This window comes from Streptomyces sp. NPDC002698, assembly GCF_042888945.1.
In the GTDB taxonomy this organism is placed as follows: Bacteria; Actinomycetota; Actinomycetes; order Streptomycetales; family Streptomycetaceae; genus Streptomyces.
In genome coordinates, this window is the sequence record NZ_JBIAQM010000004.1 from 116,319 (window position 1) to 133,068 (window position 16,750).

The window sequence follows — 16,750 nt, forward strand, 5'->3', positions numbered from 1 at the left end:
GTCACTCGTGGGCGATGGCCGCGAGCACGTTCATGCGCGACGCGCGCAGGGCCGGAAGCAGCGCCGCGACGATTCCGACGACGGCCGAGCCGACCACGACCGCGACGATCGTCGTCCAGGGGATGGCGAGCGCCTCCATGCCCTGGAGCGCGAGCACCTGCTGCACGCAGACGCCCCAGACGATCCCCAGCGCCAGCCCGAGGATCGCGCCGAACACGGCGATCACCACGGACTCCAGACGGATCATCCGGCGCAGTTGGCGCCGGCCGAGACCGATGGCGCGCAGCAGTCCGATCTCACGGGTGCGCTCCACGACGGACAGGGCGAGGGTGTTGACCACGCCGAGCACGGCGATCACGATCGCGAGCCCGAGCAGCGCGTACACGAGGTACAGCAGGACGGCGATCTGGTCGTGGACGAGCTTCTTGTAGTCGGCCTGGTCGCGGACCTGGACCTGGGGATACGGCTCCAGGGTCTTCTCCAGACGGGGGCGCAGCGCCTCCGGCGAGGTGCCCGGGGCCGCGTTCACGTACAGCGCCGAGTCCTGTCCGCCGGGCACGTACTTCTCGATCGTGCCGAAGCCGAAGACGAGTCCGCCCTGCGTCCCGAACCCTCCGCCGCCCTGGTCGGTGAGCGCGCCCACCGTCAGCTCGGTGGTGCGGCCGGCGGGGAACTCGACGGGAATCGTGCTGCCGACCCGCACGTCGTGGTCCTTCGCGAACTGCACGTCCATGGCGATGCGGCCCTCGCCGAGCGCCGCCGCCGTGTCACCCCGTGCGTACGTGATGTGGGCGACGTCGTCGAGCCGCGGATCGTAGGCCGCGGCGGTCGTCTCCACCCGCTTGCCGTCGGGCAGTTCGACCGCGATCGGGGTGAACCGCTGCCTGACGACCAGTCCGACCCCGTCGGTGGCGCGCACCTTGTCCGTGACCTCGTGCGAGAACGGCACGAAATTGGCGTTCTGGAGCACGAAGTCGGCGCCGAGGGTTTTGTCGATCTGCTGGTCGAAGGACTTGCTCATGGAGGCGCTGGCCACGGACATACCGCCGACCAGGGCGAGACCGACCATCAGGGCGGCGGCGGTGGCACCGGTGCGTCGTGGATTGCGCAGCGCGTTGCGCTGGCTCATCCGGCCCACCGGACCGAAGATCGCCGGGAACGCGCCGCCGAGGACGCGGATCACCGGGCGGACGAGCAGCGGTCCGGCGATCACGGTGGCGATCAGTGTCAGGACGACACCGAGTCCCAGCAGTGAGGCCGCGGTCGAGGTCCTGGACGAGGCCGCGCATCCCGCGAGGGCCGCGGCCCCGGCCGCACCGACGACCCCGCCCACCACGGCCCGTACCCGCAACGGCCGTCCCACGCCCGCGATCTCGGCGTCCGAGAGGGCAGCCATGGGGGAGACGCCCGCCGCACGCCTGGCCGGCAGATAGGCCGCGACGTACGTGACGCCGACCCCGACGACGTACGCCGCCACGGGGGTCGGCCAACCGATCACCATCTCCGTGGACTTGAGGTTCATGCCGAAGGCGGACATCAGTTTGATCAGCCCGACCGCCAGCCCGATCCCGGCCGCGAGGCCGAGCGTCGAACCGACCAGGCCGAGGAGCAGCGCCTCGGTGAGCACCGACCGGCGGACCTGGCGCCGGTCGGCGCCCAGTGCCCGCAGCAGCCCGAGTTCCCGGGTGCGCTGGGCGATCAGCATGGAGAAGGTGTTGACGATGAGGAATATGCCGACGAGCACCGCGATCCCGGCGAAGCCGAGCATCACGTACTTGATCACGTCGAGGAATCCGCCGAGGGCCTCGGCGGAGGACTTCGCCTGCTCCTCGGCCGTCTTCACGTCGTAGGGCCCGCTGCCGAGTTCGGCGGAGACGCGCCGCTTGAGCGTCGCGTCGCCGACACCCGGCGCGGCGTCGACGGAGATGCTCGTGGCGGCGTCGGAGCGGCCGAGGAGCTTCGACTGCGCGGTCGGGGTGTCGAGGAAGACCAGCGCCGCACCGGGGTTGGTGGTGGTGAAGGTGGCGATCCCGACGATCCGCACCTCGAAGGAGCCGGGCTGCGCCTGCACCGTGAGGGTGTCGCCGATGCCGAGGTGCTTCTTGTCGGCGGTGTCCGCGTCGAGCAGTGCCTCTTCGCCGCCGTGCGGTTCGTGTCCGGAGGTCAGCTTCACCGGACTGCGCTCGGTGATCTCCCAGTTGGTGACGATGGTGGGGGCGCCGGTCGTCGGTCCGACCGACTTGTTCGCGCTGTCGACGACCGGGGCGTTCTCCACCGACGCGTCCACATGGGTGGCGGCGACTCCGTCGACCCCGGCGAGCCGGTCCGCGAGCGAGGCCGGAACGGTCTCGGTGGCCCCGGTCGGCAGCTGGGACTTCAGGTCGTTCTTCGGCTCCACGGTCACATCGGCCGCGGTCGAGGCGAAGAGCCGGTCGAACGTACGGGTCACCGTGTCCGAGAAGATGAGGCTGCCCGCGACGAAGGCCACGGACAGCACGATGGCCAGGGCCGAGAGCAGCAGCCGCCCTTTGTGCGCGAGAAAGCTTCGCAGTGTCGCCTTGAGCACGACCGCCTCAGTCCTTGTCGGGGGTTACGTCACCGGAGCCGCCGCCGGGAGCGGTGCCGCCGGGGCTGCCGTGGGCGATGTCTCCGGCGGCGGGAGCCGTGTCGTCCGCGCCGTGGACACCGGCCGCGAGACCCGCGGCGCCCTCGGACGCCGTTCCACCGGGCCTGCCGCGCCCGCCGTCGAAGGTCACCCGAACCGTGTCGAAACGCTTCATCCGCTCCAGCACGGCGTCCGCCGAGGGCCGCTCCATCTCGTCCACGATCCGCCCGTCCGCGAGGAAGAGCACCAGGTCGGAGTGGGCGGCGGCGCCGGGGTCGTGCGTGACCATGACGACGGTCTGGCCCAGCTCGTCCACGGCCTCGCGCAGGAATCCGAGGACTTCGAGGCCCGCCCGTGAGTCCAGGTTGCCGGTCGGCTCGTCGGCGAAGATCAGCTCGGGCCGGGAGGCGAGCGCCCGCGCGCAGGCGACGCGCTGCTGCTGTCCTCCGGAGAGCTGGGCGGGCCGGTGCTTCAGCCGCTCGCGCAGTCCGAGGGTGTCGATGACCTGGTCGAGCCACTTCTGGTCGGGCTTCTGGCCCGCGATGTCCATGGGCAGCGTGATGTTCTCGGCCGCGTTCAGGGTGGGGATCAGGTTGAACGACTGGAACATGAAGCCGATCCGGTCCCGCCGCAGCCGGGTCAGCTCGCGGTCCTTCAGCCCGGTGATCTCCGTGTCGCCCAGCCACACCTGCCCGGCCGAGACGGTGTCCAGGCCCGCCAGACAGTGCATCAGGGTGGACTTCCCGGAGCCCGAGGGGCCCATGACGGCGGTGAACCGGCCGCGCGCGATGTCCACGTCGACCGAGTCGAGGGCCAGTACGGCGGTCTCGCCGGAACCGTACGCCTTGGTCAGGCCGCGGGCGCGGGCGGCGATCCCGTCCCCCTCCGCGCGGCCCGGGATCTGCTCCGCAGCAGCTGTGGACAAGACCGCCTCCTCTGTGATGGATGGTCCGGACTCCTCGTCCGGCCCGAGCGTAGTGTGATCGGAGGCACACCCGGTATCCCCCCTAGGTGCCGCACCCTCTCCGTCCCAGGGTGTGCCCCTGATATCGATGTAAGGGGCAATCTCCACCGAGGGTCTCCACCGAGGCTCTCCATCGCGGTCCACCGAGGTTCTCCACCCGGCTTCACGCCCTGGCCCCGCACCCTTGGCTCTCCGCCCTGTACCAGGCCCCCTTGCCGGTGCTAGCGATATCGCGCTAGCTTCGAAGCATGGCGAAGACTCAGCTGAACGTCCGGGTGGACGAAGGCACCGCGAGGGCCGCTCGGGAGCGCGCCCTGGAACGGGGGATGAGCGTGAACCGCTATATCGAGGAACTGGTCCGGCAGGACACCGGGGAAGTGGGCCACACCTTCGTGGAAGCCGCCGCCGATTTCATGAAGCAGTACGAGTCCGTCTTCGTCGAGGAGTTCGGCGCGGACCGCGAAGGCACCAGCGAAGGTCGTCGTTGATCCCTTGAGCAGTCTCAGAGTCGATCTTGCCTGGCTCCTCATGATCGCCGAACAGAAGACACCCGGAGACCCCCAGGTCACCGATTGGGGATCCCTCGTCGCCGCGGTCAGCCGGCACGAGGCGGAGATCCTCGGCATTCCCGTCTACGACAGCCCGCACGCCCGCGCCGCCGCGCTGCTCCAGCTCCTGCTGCACGTCCCGGCGCTCGAACGCTCCAACGCGATGTTCGCCTCGGCCGTCGCCTACGCCTATCTCGTCGCCAGCGGCCTGAAGGTCGTCACCTCGCCCGAACAGGTGCGGGAACTGGCCCGCCTGGTGAAGAGCGGCGAGGCCACCGTGCACGACATCGCCCACGAACTGCGCCGCTGGAGTCTGTGACACCCGGTGTCCTGGGCGCCGGGGGCGCGCTCGTCAGTCGAGCGGCCGACGGGCGGTGCCCAGGACGCAGTACGACGTGGGCAGGCGTGGTCCCTTCTCCGGCAGCAACAGCCGCCGGTACGGGCCCAGTTCGAACCCCGCCTCACGCAGTGCGGCGATCGGGTCGCGGGCCACGTGGCAGCCGCCGCACAACCGCGGCCACACCGTGGCGTCCAGGCCCCGCTGGACGGACCCCATGACCCGTCCGCCGCCCCGGCCGTGCTCGAAGAACCGCACCGTGCCGCCGGGGCGCAGCACCCGCCGCACCTCGGCGAGCGCCTTCGGTACGTCCCGCACGCTGCACAGCACCAGCGAGAGCACGGCGGCGTCGTACGCCTCGCTCTTGACCGGCAGGGCCTCCGCGGCACCCGGCGCCACATCGACGGGCACCTCGCAGCGCATCGCCGCCTCCACCGCCAACTGCCGCAGCAGCCGCTCGGGTTCGATGGCGACGACCTCCGAGACGGTGCCCGGATAGTGGGCGAAGTTCAGACCGTTGCCCGCGCCGATCTCGATCACCCGCCCGGACAGTCCGGCGAGCAGCCGTTCACGCAGCCGGCCGATCCCCATCCGGGTCTCGGCGCCGGTGCTGAAGCGGGCGTAGTAGCGGGCGAACACCGGATGGTGCACGGCGTGCGCGGAGACCTTGCCGGGGCCGGCCGGCCGGAGCGGCTTGAACGGCATTTCGGACCTCCCGGGAGACAGGGTTCACCGGGATTGTCCCCCCGGGAGGTCCACCGCACGCCCGGCGCGGCTGTCCAGCACCGCCCTGCGGTTGGCCGAGTCCGAGTACCGCGACGGTCGAGGGACGCTCGACCGGCGGCCCGGTCAGTGACGGGCGGACGCCGTGAGCGGCGCGTCCGCGGCCGGCGTCAGGCCGTGTGCGCCGCCGTGAAGACCCCGGCGTTCCAGCGTCCGCCCAGCCGGTGATCCAGCCAGCTCGGCGCTCCGGCACGGAAGTCCGCGGGCGAGAGGCCACCCGCGCCCGCCGGGACCGCGCCCAGAAGGGGCGCCCCGGACACGGCCGGGAGGTCCGCGAGATTGCACCGCATCGCCAGATCGGGGGAGTCCGGCCAGCTCCCGATCACGACCCCCGCGAACTCCAGCTCCCGCAGCCGCAGTTCACGAGCCGTCAGTTCCGTCGTGTTGAGCGTGCCCAGCCCCGCGGAAGCGACGACCAGCACGGGCGCGTCCAGCAGCCGGGCCACGTCCGCGAGCGTCCCGTCCTCGTGGTCCAGCCGGACGAGCAGACCGCCCGCGCCCTCGACCAGGACCAGATCGTGCTCGGTGGCGAGCTTCGCCGCGGCCTCCGCCGCCGACTGCGGGGACACGGCCGTCAGTCCGGCCCGCCGGGCGGCCGTCGCGGGCGCCAACGGCTCGGGATAGCGGCCCAGTTCGAGCGTCGTGACGGCACCGGCGAGCCGGGCCACCTCGTCCGCGTCGCCGCGCTCGTCCGGTCGTACACCCGTCTGCGCGGGCTTCAGGACGGCCACGGACCGCCCGGCCGCGAGAGCCGTGGCGGCGACGGCGGCCGTGACGACCGTCTTGCCCACCTCCGTGCCCGTACCCGTGATCACCAGTACCGTCATCTCAGCCCTCCCGCGCCGCCGCGCACACCGCGCGGGCGATCCGTGCCAGATCCGTGTCGCCGGTGACGTACGGCGGCATCGTGTAGACGAGGTCGCGGAACGGCCGCAGCCACACGCCCTCGCGCACCGCGGCCGCCGTCGCCGCCTTCATGTCCACCTCGTGGTCGAGCTGGACGACTCCGATCGCGCCGAGCACGCGTACGTCCCGGACGCCCGGCAGCGAGGCGGCCTCCGCGAGGCCCTCCCGCAGACCGGCCTCGATCCGCTTCACCTCGGTCCGCCAGTCCTGGCCCAGCAGCAGGTCGACCGAGGCGCACGCCACCGCGGCGGCGAGCGGATTGCCCATGAAGGTCGGGCCGTGCGCGAGCACCGGGACCTCACCGCGCGAGATGCCGTCGGCCACCCGCGAGGTGCACAGCGTCGCCGCCATCGTCAGATAACCGCCGGTCAGCGCCTTGCCGACACACATCACGTCCGGGGTCACCCCCGCGTGGTCCGCGGCGAACAGCTCACCCGTACGGCCGAAACCCGTCGCGATCTCGTCGAAGACCAGCAGGACGTCGTGCTCGTCGCAGGCCTCGCGCAGCACCCGCAGATACGCGGGGGAGTGGAAGCGCATGCCGCCCGCGCCCTGCACCACCGGCTCCACGATGACGGCGGCGAGCTCGTCGGCGTGCCGCCCGATCAGCTCACGCAGCTGGTCCGCGTACGACTCCTCGTACCCGGCAGGCGGCGCGTCGGCGAAGACCTGACGCTGGAGCACGCCCTGCCACAGCTCGTGCATCCCGCCCTCGGGGTCGCACACCGACATGGGCTGCCAGGTGTCCCCGTGATAGCCGCCCCGCCAGGTCAGCAGCCGCTGCTTGCCCGGACGGCCGAGCGAGCGCCAGTGCTGGAGGCACATCTTGACGGCGACCTCGACCGCGACCGAGCCGGAGTCGGCGAGGAAGACGTGTTCCAGACCCTCCGGCGAGATGTTGACCAGCAGCTTCGCCAGCCGGACGGCGGGCTCGTGGGTGAGCCCGCCGAACATCACGTGGCTCATCCGCTCCAGCTGGCCGCGTGCCGCGTCGTTCAGGACCGGGTGGTTGTAGCCGTGGATGGCCGACCACCAGGACGACATGCCGTCGACCAGCTCGCCCGTGCCGTCGGCCAGCCGCAGCCGGACCCCGCTCGCCGACTCCACGACCAGCGGCTCCTGGCGGCCGGGCATCGGCCCGTACGGATGCCAGACGTGCCGCCGGTCGAGGTCGAGCAGTTCCCGCACGGACAGCTCAGGCATTGGGCGCGAGGTCCGTTCCGGCACCGCGGCGGCGCACGGAGACCAGGTCCGTACGGGCGTCGGCGGGCGCCTCGGCCACGGCCGCGGGCGCCTCGGCCGGAGCCGCGGGCGCCGAGCCGCAGACGCCGCCGCCCGCGTGGGACCCGCATCCGGCCTCCGCGTGCGATCCGCACCCGGCGTCGTCGTGCGGTCCGCACCCGGCTTCCGCGTGCGATCCGCAGCCGCCGCCCGACGGCGCACGGTGCTCGGGCAGCGTCACCTCGCCCGCGTTCTCCACCTCGAAGCCGGCGTCCGCGATCATCTCCAGGTCGGCCTTGCCCGCCTGGCCCTCGCTGGTGAGGTAGTCACCGAGGAAGATCGAGTTGGCGAGGTGCAGGGCCAGCGGCTGGAGCGTGCGCAGATGCACCTCGCGGCCGCCCGCGATCCGGACCTCGACGTCCGGGCACACGAAGCGGACCATCGCGAGGATCCGCAGACAGCGCTGCGGGGTGAGGTTCCACTCCTTGGCGAGCGGGGTTCCCTCGAACGGGATCAGGAAATTCACCGGAACGGAGTCGGGGTCGAGCTCGCGCAGCGCGTACACGACGTCGACGAGGTCCTCGTCCGACTCACCCATGCCCGCGATCAGACCCGAGCAGGCGGACAGCCCCGCCGCGTGCGCCTTCTGGACGGTGTCCACCCGGTCGGCGTACGTGTGGGTGGTCGTGATCTCCCCGTACGTTCCCTCGGACGTGTTCAGGTTGTGGTTGTAGGCGTCCGCGCCCGCCGCGCGCAGCCGCTCGGCCTGGCCGTCGGAGAGCAGGCCGAGGCACGCGCACACCTCGACGTTCTCGTTCTGGTCCTTGATCGCCTTGATCGTGTCGGAGACCCGGTCCACGTCGCGGTCCGTCGGGCCGCGCCCGCTGGCCACCAGGCAGACCCGCTTGGCGCCACCGGCCAGCCCGGCCGCCGCGGCCTTGGAGGCCTCGTCGGGCTTGAGCCAGCTGTACTTGAGGATGCCGGCCGTGGAGCCCAGACGCTGCGAGCAGTACGAGCAGTCCTCCGGGCACAGGCCCGACTTCAGGTTGACGAGATAGTTCAGTTTCACCCGTCGCCCGAACCAGTGACGGCGCACCTTGCCGGCCGCGGCCACCACGTCGAGTACGTCGTCGTCGGAGGTGGCCAGTACGGCCAGCGCCTCGTCGCGGGTCGGCAGCTCGCGCCGAAGCCCCTTGTCCACCAGCGTGTTCAGCAGGTCCATGAGGTCCGATCCTGGCCTATGCGACCGCTCCCGGCCAAGGAGAGTTTGCACAACAGAGATGGTTCGACGTGTGGGTATTGCCACATCATGGGCCCGCGGAGCGACCGCTAGGGTCTGTGCACTGCCTACAAATCACCGCCACCGCGCATGCGGCGAGACCCGGAGGACACATGGCGTTCGGCTGGATCGACGAGCAGGCCGAGGCGCGCCGCAGGGCCGGACTCGTACGAACGCTGCGTGCGCGTCCCGCGGACTCGCCGCTCCTCGACCTCGCGAGCAACGACTACCTCGGACTCGCCCGCCACCCGGAGGTCACCGAGGGCGCGGCCGCGGCCGCGCGCCGGTGGGGCGGCGGCGCGACGGGCTCCCGGCTCGTCACCGGCACCACCGAACTCCACGGCGAGCTGGAACGCGAACTGGCCGACTTCTGCGGCTTCGAGTCCGCGCTCGTCCTGTCCTCGGGCTACGCGGCCAACCTCGCCGCCGTCACCGCGCTCGCGCCGCACGGCTCGCTGGTCGTCTCCGACGCCGGCAACCACGCCTCCCTGATCGACGGCTGCCGGCTCGCCCGCGGCACCACACAGGTGGTCTCCCACGTGGACCCCGACGCCGTGCGCAAGGCGCTCGGTACCCACGACGGACCCGCGGTCACGGTCTCCGACACGGTCTTCTCGGTGGACGGCGACGCGGCCCCGCTCGCCGAACTCGCCCTGGCCTGCCGGGAGTACGGCGCCGGACTCATCGTCGACGACGCGCACGGGCTCGGTGTCCTGGGCCGCGGCGGCAGGGGCGCTCCGCATGCCGCGGGGCTCGCGGGGGACCCGGACGTCGTCGTGACCGTCACGCTCTCCAAGTCGCTCGGGAGCCAGGGCGGCGCCGTCCTGGGCCCGGCGGCCGTCATCGACCATCTGATCAACGCGGCGCGCACCTTCATCTTCGACACGGGCCTGGCGCCCGCGGCGGCGGGCGCGGCACTGGCGGCGCTGCGGCTGCTGCGCCGCGAACCGGAGCGGGCGGCGCGGGCGCGCGAGGTGGCCAGGGCATTGCACACGCGGCTGACGGCGGAGGGCCTCTCCGCGGTGCGACCGGACGCCGCGGTCGTCTCCGTGCGGGCACCGTCCCCCGAACGGGCGGTGCGATGGGCGGCCGACTGCCGCGAGGCGGGCCTCGCCGTCGGCTGTTTCCGTCCCCCGTCGGTGCCCGACGGCGTTTCGCGGCTGCGGCTGACGGCCCGCGCGGACCTCACCGAGGAGCAGATCGAGCACGCGGTGGACGTGATCAGCCGGAACCGGTGAACCGGTGGAGCGATCGGCTGGTGATCCGCCGGAGCGGCCGGCCGGTGATCTGTCGGAGCGGTGAACCGTGCGGGGTCAGTCCAGCCCGGTGATGAACCCCTCCCAGACGTCCGGGGTGAACAGCAGGGCGGGTCCCGCCGTGTTCTTGGAATCGCGCACCGCGACCATTCCGGACCAGGGTCCGGTGGTCGGGCGTGCTGTCTCGACGCAGTTGTTCATCCCGGTACTGCGGCTGCTGCGCAGCCATCGCACAGGGTGCAGTGAAGTGCTGGAAGGTACGTACCGAGGCATTGCTGACATGACGTGCCTCCTTACGCGCCGTCACCTATCACGGCGATGTAGTCCAACGAGTCCTCGGGCGAAAGGGCGTGGAACTGAAGGGTGTTGAAGGCCTCGGTGTAGGCCTGGAGGTCTTCTTTCCGTTCGAGATAGAGGCTACTCGTCAAGTGGTCGAGAACAACCACATCCAGATCGGTTGTGTTCGGAAATGAGAAAATAACGAAAGGCCCGGTAACTCCGATGTGTGCCCCGGCGGCGAACGGCAGTACCTGAAGCCGCACTTGGGGCAGGACGGCGGCCTCCCGCAGCCGCTGCAGCTGGCTCGCCATGACGTCGGGGCCGCCGACCTCCCGCCGCAGCACCGCCTCGTCCAGGACGGCGGACAGCTCCAGCGGCGGGTTCGACCGCAGGACGTCCTGCCGGGCCAGGCGCACCTCGACCAGGGCGTCGAGCTTGCTCTCCTCCAGACCGTCCACGGCGGCCCGCGTGACCGCGCGGGCGTACTCCGGCGTCTGCAGCAGCCCGGGTACGACAGAGGTCTCCAGGGTGCGCATGGCGCTGGCGCCCGACTCCAGGCTGATGAAGTCGCGGTAGGCGGGCGGAAGCACGCCGCGGTACGCGTGCCACCAGTGGTGGCGCCCGTTGCCCTCGGATCCGGCCAACACGACGAGAAGTTCACGCAGTTCGGGATCATCTACGCCGTACGCGCGCAACAGGCGCTCCACATCGGCCGGTTTCACCCCGCTGGTGCCGGTTTCGATGCGGCTCACCTTCGACTGGTGCCAGCCGAGCAGGCGGGCCGCCTCACCACTCGTGAGGCCCGTACCCGCGCGGAGCGCGCGCAGTTCGGCACCGAGCTTGCGGCGGCGCACCGCGGGACCGTGCTGCATGACTGTTCTCCTTACTCCTTCCAAGTCGCCCGAATATGCTCTGCCGACGCAGAGTTCACCGCATCGAGCGACAGATATATGCATTAGTCGGTGGATCGCACCCGCGACCGGCCCGGTAATGGCAGTCTGGCGCAAGCACCAGTCCGGGACCGTACTCGAACCATCCGCTCGGTGTCGGGCTCCGGTCCCGTGGGAAAGGGACGAACGTCGCCATGGCAGACCATCAGGAAGCATCCGTCACCCTGCCGAGCGAACCGGTCTCGGTTTCCGTGGCCCGTAAATTCGTCGCCGAAGTGCTGTCCGAATGGGGCCTGCCGGGCGACTGCGAAGTCGCCGAGACCGTCCGTCTGATCGTGTCCGAACTGGCCACCAACGCCGTCCAGCACACGTTCGGGCAGTCACCCACCTTCACGGTCGGCGTGCGTCTCGACCGGGAGGAGCGTCTGCGTATCGGTGTCACCGACAGTCATCCGCGCTTTCCGAAGCGGCTCCCCGCGGCCGTCCAGCAGGACAACGGCCGCGGCATGGTGATCATCCGCTGGCTGGCCGCCGAGTGCGGCGGCGGGCTCACCGTCGTGCCGACCCGGGAGGGCGGCAAGACGGTCTCCATCGAACTCCCGTGGACGGTCCCCGTCCAGCCGGTGCCGGCGGGGTGTCCGGAAGAGCCCTAGGTCCTGATCCGAACGACAGACCCCAGCGGGACCCCGGACCCCCGGGAGCGAGGCAGGCCTGGCGGAGTCGTACCGGGAGGCGGACTAGAGGATGCCGTCGCGACGCCCCTGGTTCTCCGGACGGCCGGAGAGCCGGTGCCGTCCGGCTCGCCCGAACGCCCCGCGCAGCAGGGCGCGGAACGCGTCGGCCGCGGGGACCGTGACATCCGCCCGGTGGGCGACCGAGATCGTGCGGCGCAGGTCTCCCGGCTCCAGCAGCCGGGCGCTCACCGGCGTCGCCGCGGTCGCCGCCACCATCTCGGGCACGACCGCGACCCCGAGCCCGGCACTGACCAGCGCGCACACCAGGGCGTACACCGGTGTCTCGACGAGCACCGCCGGTGTGGCCCCCGCCCGGGCGAGCGCGGCCTCCACGCCCTGCCGGGGAGGGTGGTGCGGGGCCATGCTGATCAGCGGCTGCCCGGCGAGCTCGGTGAGCGGCAGCCGTTCCGTACCGTCCGCGAGGAGGTGACCGGGAGCGGTCACCAGCACCAACTCCTCGACGAGGAGCGGCTCGACGCCCACGGACGACGGAACCGGCACCGGCGCGGCGGGCCGGTAGGTGTGCGTGAGAGCCAGGTCCACCTCGCCGGCCGCGACCGCCGCGATCCCGAGCGGGGGCTCGTAGTCGGCGACCGCGAGCGCCACGTCCGGGTGGGCCCGGCGGAAGGCGCTGAGTACCGGCGGGAGCAGATGGGTTCCCGCCGTCTGGAAGGTGCCGAGCCGAAGTGTGCCGCCCGACAGCCCCGTCAGACCGGCCAGTTCGTGCCGGGCCAGCTCCATCTCGTCGAGGACCCGGCGGGCCCGTACGACCAGCAGTTCACCCGCGTCGGTGAGCCGCGTCCCGCGATGGGAGCGCACCAGCAGCGTCGCCCCCGCCTCCCGCTCCAGCTTCGCCACCTGCTGGGACAGCGCCGGCGGGGTGTATCCGAGGCGCTCGGCGGCCCGGGTGATCGACCCCGCCTCGGCGACCGCCACCAGCGCCGCCAGCCGTGTCGGGTCGTACATGGCGGCCTCCCGGGACCGGTGGCACCCCGCCCGGTCTAAACGATTGCTTAAGGCTCGCCCAGGATATTCGACATACCTGCTGAAGGCCCGCTCCGGGCAGCATGGACGCATGGACGCACAGCTCATCGCCTTCACGGGCGTCGCCGCGGGGATGGTCGCCATGCCGGGCGCGGACTTCACCGTCGTCGTACGCAACGCCCTCGTCTCGCGCCGTGCCGGAGTCGCCTGCGCCCTCGGCATCGCGGGCGGCCTGCTCGTCCACACCGCGCTCGCCGTGGCCGGGGTCGCCGCGGTCCTCACCGCCGTGCCCACGCTGTTCCGGACGCTCCAGCTGCTCGGCGGCGGCTATGTGCTGTACCTGGGTCTGCGCACGCTCCACTCGCTGTACCGTCCGCGAGGCGCTGCGGCCGACGGATCGGCGGGCGAAGGGGCGGTGACCGAGGGCGCGGGCCCGCGTCCGCTGCGGCAGGGGTTCGTCACCAACGTGCTCAACCCGAAGGCGCCCGTCACCTTCCTGAGCCTGCTGCCGCAGTTCGTGCCCGCGGGCAGCGCGGTGGTGCCGCGGACGCTGCTGCTCGCGCTGATCGTGGTCGTCCTGGCCCTGGTGTGGTTCCCGGCGGTCGCGCTCCTGGTCGACCGGCTCGGACGGTGGCTGCGCGCGCCGCGTGCCGCGCGCGCCGTGGCGGGGGCCACCGGCGGCGCTCTCACCGTTCTGGGCGTCGTCCTGGTGCTGGAGCCGCTGAGGAGCTGAGAGGGCGTCGGGCGGCCCGTGGAGGGCCCGCTCCGGGGCGGCGGCGCGTGCCGCCGCCCCGGGCGAAAGGTCAGCCGACCCTGCCGTACCAGACGCTTCTCGTCCAGATCTTCTGCAGCTTCACCACTTCCCCGGTCTTCGGGGAGTGCCAGATCTTTCCCTTACCGGCGTAGATGCCGACGTGGTACACGTTCCGGCCCGAGTGGAAGAACACCAGGTCACCGGCCTTGCGGTGCGAGGCCGAGACGTGGTGCGTCTTGTTGTACTGGGCCGCGGCCGTACGAGGCAGCTTCTTGCCCGCCTTCTTGTACGAGTAGAGCGTGAGCCCGGAGCAGTCGAAGCGGTGCGGTCCGGTGGCGCCCCACTGGTAGGGGGAGCCGTGCTTCGACGCCGCGACCTGGAGTGCCCTCGTCGCAAGAGTGGCCGCTTCGGCGTCCGGCGCGACGCCGGGCACCACGAGGCTGCCGCCCACCGCGGCAAGGGTGAGGGCCGAGGCCGTACCGGCCCGGGTCCACAGCGACGGGACACGATTGAGCGCAGTCATGCGCAACCCTTCGTCAGCCGCCTGTGAAGGATGACCTGTCGGATTCGGGCTGGCGAAGTTGCCCGGCCGCTGCTGCGGCTTCACCCCAAGGACCGCCCGGAACTGTTCCGGCGGCCCGTCTAGCTGGGTCCTCCACTCCTGCCGATGCACTTCTGTCGACCGGGCATCCGGGAGGCGGCAGGACTCGGCGTCCGCCCGGACCGCCCCGCCGCTGTGGCGGGGGCTTGTCGTCGGAAGGGATCTTCACTCATCAGAGTCGGAAAATCCGAGCGGAACCGGTGTTTTGTGGGCTTACTCACCACTCAGCCGTTCGAGTGAACACCCCTCCGTTCGAGCACGTGTTGGGGGCACCGGTGGGGCCCGCACCTGCGACGACGGGCCTCATCCGGCCTTCGGACGCCGCGTGTTGCGCAACTCGGAAGGGTCGTAGAAAGGTTGGGCGAATACGCCAACGGGGGGTACCCCATCCGGTCCGTTTGAGTCGTGGTTCGGGCGTCGGCGGCCACGGCGCGTACCGGCCTTCCGGTGCGGGTCCGTCAACTGCCGGATCCGGGCGGCACGGTGACCCGGTTCGCCCGCCGCTCCCCGTCGAGCACCCGCAGGGCCTGGGCCAGCGTCGGGGCGTGCACCTCGCTCTCGCCCCGCTGGTGCATCAGCGTGAGGGCGTCCCGCAGGGCCGCCGCCTTGCCGACCAGTGCCTGAGCCGCCCTCAGGCCGCGATAGGTGTCTCCGGGACGGGACGGGTTGATACGGCCGATCAGGTCGACCACGTCGAGGTAGCGGTCGATCAGCTCGGCCTCGGCGCGGGTCAGCGCGGGCAGCGGGGGGAGGTCCGGGATCATCGGCCGCTCACCTCGCGCCGGGCGTCTCGCGCGTGGTCCTGCGGCTCGGGACGATCCGGTCGATCAGCCTGTAGGCCAGCGCCGCCGGAGCGTCGAAGATCTTGTCCCGCTCGATGTCCACGGCGACCCGCTCCGGGCTCTGCCCCGTGTGCCGTACGAGCATGTCCTCGAGGATCTCGCGGGTGCGCAGCAGCTCCCCGGCCTGGACGACGAGGTCGCTCGTCCGCCCCTGGACCGGCTCCGGGACCGACGGCTGGTGCAGGAGGACGCGCGCTCCCGGCAGGGCGAGCCGCTTGCCCGGGGTGCCGCCGGCCAGCAGGACGGCCGCGGCCGACGCCGCCTGGCCGAGGCAGACCGTCTCCACGTCGCAGGTGACGAACCGCATCGTGTCGTAGATCGCGGTCATCGCGCCGAAGGAGCCGCCCGGGGAGTTGATGTACAGCGAGATGTCCTGCTCGGGCGCCTGGTGTTCGAGGTGCATGAACTGCGCCGTCACGTCGTTCGCCGACGTGTCGTCGATCGGTGTCCCGAGGAACACGATCCGCTCGCCGAGCAGCTTCGCGTACGGATCCAGGGTCCGGTGCCCCGAGCTCGTGCGTTCGGTGAACTCCGGTAGGACATGGCGGGCGGACGGGCTGCGCATGGCACGCCTCCTCAGATCGACGTCTGTAAAAAATGTACAGGACGTACGTCTCCGGGGGAGAGGGGCATGCTGAGAGCGAAATCGGCCCTGCCCCTGTCCGGGGACCGTCCGAGCGGTGCCGTACGCCGCCGGACGGGGGGTCCCGGGCCCCGCGGTGTGCCGGAGGCCCGGTCTAAGCTGGACGTCATGGCCTACGAGATTCCGGTGACGCAAGCCAGGGCTGAGCTCGCCGAACTGATCAACCGCGTCGTGTACGGCGGCGAGCGCGTCGTCGTGACGCGGCACGGCAAGCCGCTCGTCGCCCTGGTCTCGGCCGCCGACCTGGAGCGCCTCGAAGAACTCCCGGAACCCGCGGACGGCCAGGTGGTCAGCTCTCTGTCCAGCGTCCGGGAGGTGGCGTCGGCGCCCCGCGAGCGCCAGCGGTTCGGCATCGCGGCGGAGCACCGGGGGCCCAGCGCTTCCTAGCGCTTCGGTGGGTATCCGCCCAGGCGCTTCCTAGCCCCCCGGCGGACATCCGCCCGTGGAGGAGTGTGCCGGGCGTCGTGACGGGGCGAACGCCGTCTGTCGGGCACGGGTCGCCGACGCGACCGCGGCCGTGCCGTCACCGGTCGGCGGGGAGGCTCCCCGCGAGTCGCCCGGTACGCCGTATACGGTCCTGTCCCCGACGGCCTCACGGCATCCAGGGGTGCCGCCGCGGCCCGGTCGGGCGGAACGGGGCAAGCGGGGCGGCATCGCGGGCCCGAAGGGGTCACCCGGCCCGGTCCGAAAGGGATCACCGGCCGGTTAACGTCCTCGAAACTCCGGCCAACTAGCGTGCGCATCCACGCCACCAGGGGTTTTGGTGGCCACGGCCACCGGGCCCCGCACGGTCCGGAGCGAGGATGTGAGGTGGGACGCCGTGCAACTGACCCCGCACGAGCAGGAGAGGCTGCTGATCCATGTGGCGGCCGATGTCGCCGAGAAGCGCCGGGCCCGCGGACTGAGACTGAATCACCCCGAGGCCGTCGCCCTGATCACGTCGCACATCCTCGAGGGCGCCCGTGACGGCCGTACCGTCGCCGAGCTGATGTCCTCCGGGCGCAAGATCCTCACCCGGGACGACGTCATGACGGGCATCCCCGAGATGATCCACGACGTCCAGGTCGAGGCGACCTTCCCGGACGGAACCAAGCTGGTCACCGTCCACGACCCGATCGTCTGAC

General features: G+C 71.6%; 19 protein-coding genes and 1 riboswitch. Of the genes, 7 read left to right on the top strand and 12 right to left on the bottom strand.

The genetic code is table 11. The features are described from left to right. Position 1: 1 nt before the first annotated feature. Entirely contained in the window at positions 2–2,566 is a 2,565-nt protein-coding gene (locus ACFYW9_RS07615) for an ABC transporter permease (RefSeq protein ID WP_389146064.1), read from the bottom strand. Between the two features lie 7 nt (positions 2,567–2,573). Beyond that, on the bottom strand, positions 2,574–3,530 hold the full coding sequence (locus ACFYW9_RS07620) for an ABC transporter ATP-binding protein (RefSeq protein WP_389146067.1): 957 nt from the start codon (positions 3,528–3,530) through the stop codon (positions 2,574–2,576). 287 nt (positions 3,531–3,817) lie between these two features. Between ACFYW9_RS07620 and ACFYW9_RS07625 the strand changes: the two genes are divergently transcribed. Beyond that, positions 3,818–4,057, top strand: a complete 240-nt coding sequence (locus ACFYW9_RS07625; protein ID WP_326789120.1) for a toxin-antitoxin system HicB family antitoxin — start codon at positions 3,818–3,820, stop codon at positions 4,055–4,057. A 4-nt stretch (positions 4,058–4,061) separates the two neighbouring features. After that, positions 4,062–4,436: a fic family toxin-antitoxin system, toxin component gene (locus tag ACFYW9_RS07630; RefSeq protein WP_351865816.1), complete on the top strand. Its 375-nt coding sequence runs from the start codon at positions 4,062–4,064 to the stop codon at positions 4,434–4,436. 33 nt (positions 4,437–4,469) lie between these two features. Here the strand turns inward: ACFYW9_RS07630 and ACFYW9_RS07635 are convergent, their stop codons facing one another. The 4 genes from ACFYW9_RS07635 to bioB form a co-directional block, all read right to left on the bottom strand. Then, positions 4,470–5,159 (bottom strand): class I SAM-dependent methyltransferase, encoded by a 690-nt coding sequence (locus ACFYW9_RS07635; protein WP_351865814.1) that lies wholly within the window; start codon positions 5,157–5,159, stop codon positions 4,470–4,472. Positions 5,160–5,347: 188 nt separating this feature from the next. Further along, positions 5,348–6,064 (bottom strand): dethiobiotin synthase, encoded by a 717-nt coding sequence (bioD, locus tag ACFYW9_RS07640; RefSeq protein WP_328454943.1) that lies wholly within the window; start codon positions 6,062–6,064, stop codon positions 5,348–5,350. Between the two features lies 1 nt (position 6,065). Continuing rightward, complete coding sequence (locus ACFYW9_RS07645) at positions 6,066–7,346, bottom strand: adenosylmethionine--8-amino-7-oxononanoate transaminase (RefSeq protein WP_389146073.1); 1,281 nt, start codon at positions 7,344–7,346, stop codon at positions 6,066–6,068. After that, complete coding sequence (gene bioB, locus ACFYW9_RS07650; RefSeq protein ID WP_389146076.1) at positions 7,339–8,586, bottom strand: biotin synthase BioB; 1,248 nt, start codon at positions 8,584–8,586, stop codon at positions 7,339–7,341. Before bioB ends, ACFYW9_RS07645 begins: the two co-directional genes overlap by 8 nt. Before the next feature lie 170 nt (positions 8,587–8,756). Here bioB and ACFYW9_RS07655 point away from each other — a divergent pair, with 170 nt between their 5' ends. Beyond that, on the top strand, positions 8,757–9,881 hold the full coding sequence (locus ACFYW9_RS07655) for an 8-amino-7-oxononanoate synthase (protein ID WP_389146078.1): 1,125 nt from the start codon (positions 8,757–8,759) through the stop codon (positions 9,879–9,881). Positions 9,882–9,956: 75 nt separating this feature from the next. Here the strand turns inward: ACFYW9_RS07655 and ACFYW9_RS07660 are convergent, their stop codons facing one another. Both ACFYW9_RS07660 and ACFYW9_RS07665 read right to left on the bottom strand, forming a co-directional pair. After that, the gene (locus tag ACFYW9_RS07660) at positions 9,957–10,181 is read right to left on the bottom strand and encodes a DUF397 domain-containing protein (RefSeq protein WP_328454948.1); all 225 of its coding nucleotides are present in this window, start codon (positions 10,179–10,181) and stop codon (positions 9,957–9,959) included. Positions 10,182–10,192: 11 nt separating this feature from the next. Then, positions 10,193–11,050: a helix-turn-helix domain-containing protein gene (locus ACFYW9_RS07665; protein WP_389146081.1), complete on the bottom strand. Its 858-nt coding sequence runs from the start codon at positions 11,048–11,050 to the stop codon at positions 10,193–10,195. A 212-nt stretch (positions 11,051–11,262) separates the two neighbouring features. Between ACFYW9_RS07665 and ACFYW9_RS07670 the strand changes: the two genes are divergently transcribed. Further along, the gene (locus ACFYW9_RS07670) at positions 11,263–11,721 is read left to right on the top strand and encodes an ATP-binding protein (protein ID WP_389146084.1); all 459 of its coding nucleotides are present in this window, start codon (positions 11,263–11,265) and stop codon (positions 11,719–11,721) included. Positions 11,722–11,805: 84 nt separating this feature from the next. On the opposite strand, the gene ACFYW9_RS07675 is transcribed toward ACFYW9_RS07670, so the two are convergent. Continuing rightward, positions 11,806–12,768 (bottom strand): LysR family transcriptional regulator, encoded by a 963-nt coding sequence (locus ACFYW9_RS07675; RefSeq protein WP_389146087.1) that lies wholly within the window; start codon positions 12,766–12,768, stop codon positions 11,806–11,808. A gap of 109 nt (positions 12,769–12,877) precedes the next feature. On the opposite strand from ACFYW9_RS07675, the gene ACFYW9_RS07680 reads away from it, so the two are divergent. Further along, positions 12,878–13,519 (top strand): LysE family translocator, encoded by a 642-nt coding sequence (locus tag ACFYW9_RS07680; RefSeq protein WP_389146090.1) that lies wholly within the window; start codon positions 12,878–12,880, stop codon positions 13,517–13,519. 70 nt (positions 13,520–13,589) lie between these two features. On the opposite strand, the gene ACFYW9_RS07685 is transcribed toward ACFYW9_RS07680, so the two are convergent. The 3 genes from ACFYW9_RS07685 to ACFYW9_RS07695 form a co-directional block, all read right to left on the bottom strand. Next, on the bottom strand, positions 13,590–14,063 hold the full coding sequence (locus tag ACFYW9_RS07685) for a C40 family peptidase (RefSeq protein ID WP_389146093.1): 474 nt from the start codon (positions 14,061–14,063) through the stop codon (positions 13,590–13,592). 3 nt (positions 14,064–14,066) lie between these two features. Then, positions 14,067–14,253, bottom strand: a riboswitch (cyclic di-AMP (ydaO/yuaA leader). A gap of 346 nt (positions 14,254–14,599) precedes the next feature. After that, the gene (locus tag ACFYW9_RS07690) at positions 14,600–14,905 is read right to left on the bottom strand and encodes a hypothetical protein (RefSeq protein WP_328454960.1); all 306 of its coding nucleotides are present in this window, start codon (positions 14,903–14,905) and stop codon (positions 14,600–14,602) included. Between the two features lie 7 nt (positions 14,906–14,912). Further along, on the bottom strand, positions 14,913–15,548 hold the full coding sequence (locus ACFYW9_RS07695; RefSeq protein ID WP_389146097.1) for an ATP-dependent Clp protease proteolytic subunit: 636 nt from the start codon (positions 15,546–15,548) through the stop codon (positions 14,913–14,915). A 186-nt stretch (positions 15,549–15,734) separates the two neighbouring features. Here ACFYW9_RS07695 and ACFYW9_RS07700 point away from each other — a divergent pair, with 186 nt between their 5' ends. Together ACFYW9_RS07700 and ACFYW9_RS07705 are read left to right on the top strand one after the other, a co-directional pair. Further along, positions 15,735–16,013 carry a type II toxin-antitoxin system Phd/YefM family antitoxin gene (locus tag ACFYW9_RS07700; protein ID WP_351865784.1) on the top strand — a complete coding sequence of 93 codons (279 nt, stop codon included), beginning with the start codon at positions 15,735–15,737 and terminating at the stop codon, positions 16,011–16,013. A 433-nt stretch (positions 16,014–16,446) separates the two neighbouring features. Continuing rightward, positions 16,447–16,749, top strand: a complete 303-nt coding sequence (locus ACFYW9_RS07705) for an urease subunit gamma (protein ID WP_103550668.1) — start codon at positions 16,447–16,449, stop codon at positions 16,747–16,749. Position 16,750 lies beyond the last annotated feature (1 nt).